Here is a 1763-nt window from a genome sequence, read left to right as displayed (position 1 = left end):
AAGGGCGATTTACTCGCCCATTGGAAAGCGCGCACCTACTCTTAAAATCATTCCATTATTAAGCAACGCCAAATAGATTGGCAAATGCTCTATATCCGATCGGTGTGATAAGAAATGTAAACGTTTGCATAAAATCCCTGAGTAAGGACTGATAAAGATTATGGAATGCTTTAAAAAAATTAACGTTTGTCAAACCTCTCAGTATGTATAAACTCAAGCTAGCGTTGTACAAACCTTCTTTGATCTTGGCCCTTGCCTGGGTACTACTTAATTTCACCATTTACCCTCTACGAGCGCGTTCGCAGTCTGTTGCCCTAAACAGCAACTCTGTCACAAATAGTTTCTCCCGATCCGATACTCCATCAGGTCAACCAGATGTAGACTTTGGGGGTGATAGCAGAACTGATCAGATCACAACAGCTGGAGGACGTTTATATTTCCTCCCACCAGACTACACTACACCAAATGCTACACAAAATCAAGACTTTGATGATGTGGGCAGACCACCGAAACGAACATCAGGAGGATCACGTGGTCTGTGTTCGGATCAGCTGATTGCTATAGTCCCTGGTAGTAGCGAGATTGTCGAGGCAACGGGCAACTGTAGTAATGATTCCAACTCTTCCTTAGCACTGACCTTAGCTGAGTCTCCTACCTTTTGGTTTTATGTTCCTGAACAGTCTACTCGTGAACTAACGGTAGAGTTTGTACTGCTCAATCAGAACCAACAGGCTGTACTAGTAAAATCGATCACCTTATCTGGAACTCCTGGTATTGTCCGTGTTCGATTGAACCAACCCCTACAAACTGACCAGCTATATCGATGGCAGTTCTCTGTTTTAGTTAATCCCCAAAACCCGTCTGGGAATCCCACGGTGGAAGGATTAGTCAAACGAATCACAGCAGACTCTACCCTCAGTAGTAAGCTAAACGCTGCTACTTCGCCACGGGACCGTATTGCTATTTATGCGAGCCACGGTATTTGGCATGATGCGATGACAGCCTTAGCTCAACTACGGTCCCAGAAACCAGAGGATTCTAGGTTAGAACGGGATTGGGAGGATTTCCTAGGTTCCGTGGGTTTGCGTGCGATCGCAGTCAAACCCCTAGTTGATTGTTGTATAGCAAAGTGAGTCGGGAGTCGGGAGTCGGGAGTCGGGAGTCGGAACCCACCCCTAACCCCTCCCAGGAGGGGAACGGGAGTCGGGAGTCGGGAGTCGGGAGTCGGGAGTCGGGAGTCGGGATCAACAATTATCACAATTCCTACACCGATCCCTATATAGCACTACGCATTAAAGTTAGGACAAGCCTCCCCATCTCCCCATCTCCCCACACCTCCCCATCTCCCCATCTCCCCACACCTCCCCCAATTCCCGATTCCCGATTCCCGATTACTTTGTGGTAGTTCTGAGGAAGCTATCATCAACAGGCAACTTTGGAGCTTTGAACAGTGGACAAGAATTGAGAAAAACACGATCAGCGAGCCCGTGGGTGGTGCATTACTCAGCATTCGTTTTATTTGAGTTAGGTCACAGGGTCGAAGCCTGTGCCACAAAGCTGATACGCGACACGCTGATACGCGACACGCTGATAGCTGACCCCGATTCCCGATTCCCGATTCCCGTTCCCCTCCTGGGAGGGGTTAGGGGTGGGTTCCGATTCCCAATTCCCAATTCCCGATTCCCGATTCCCGATTACAGCCAATTTCCCACTAAAACATAGGCTCCCCAGAACAATGGAGCTTTATAACCAGGTTCTTTTAA

The 1763-nt window shown here is 48.2% G+C and carries 3 protein-coding genes; all 3 read left to right on the top strand.

Translation table 11 applies throughout. The annotated features are described in order from the left end of the window. Positions 1-203: 203 nt before the first annotated feature. The 3 genes from F6K38_RS05655 to F6K38_RS05645 all read left to right on the top strand — a co-directional run bounded on the left by F6K38_RS05655 (position 204) and on the right by F6K38_RS05645 (position 1722). Complete coding sequence (locus F6K38_RS05655; protein WP_008184914.1) at positions 204-1133, top strand: DUF928 domain-containing protein; 930 nt, start codon at positions 204-206, stop codon at positions 1131-1133. Further along, a complete protein-coding gene (locus F6K38_RS05650) occupies positions 1115-1405 on the top strand; it encodes a hypothetical protein (protein ID WP_287356254.1) in 291 nt (96 codons plus the stop codon). The genes F6K38_RS05655 and F6K38_RS05650 overlap by 19 nt, the downstream gene beginning before the upstream one ends. 89 nt (positions 1406-1494) lie before the next feature. Beyond that, positions 1495-1722 (top strand): hypothetical protein, encoded by a 228-nt coding sequence (locus F6K38_RS05645; protein ID WP_287297108.1) that lies wholly within the window; start codon positions 1495-1497, stop codon positions 1720-1722. The last annotated feature ends 41 nt before the right edge of the window (positions 1723-1763 follow it).

Origin of the sequence: Moorena sp. SIO3B2 (assembly GCF_010692525.1) — a bacterium.
GTDB lineage: Bacteria > Cyanobacteriota > Cyanobacteriia > Cyanobacteriales > Coleofasciculaceae > Moorena > Moorena producens.
This window is presented reverse-complemented; position numbering and strand designations above follow the sequence as displayed.

Bases quoted from the DNA above. Each gene is read 5' to 3' on its own strand.
- F6K38_RS05655 (WP_008184914.1), top strand. From the start codon at position 204: ATGTATAAACTCAAGCTAGCGTTGTACAAACCTTCTTTGATCTTGGCC.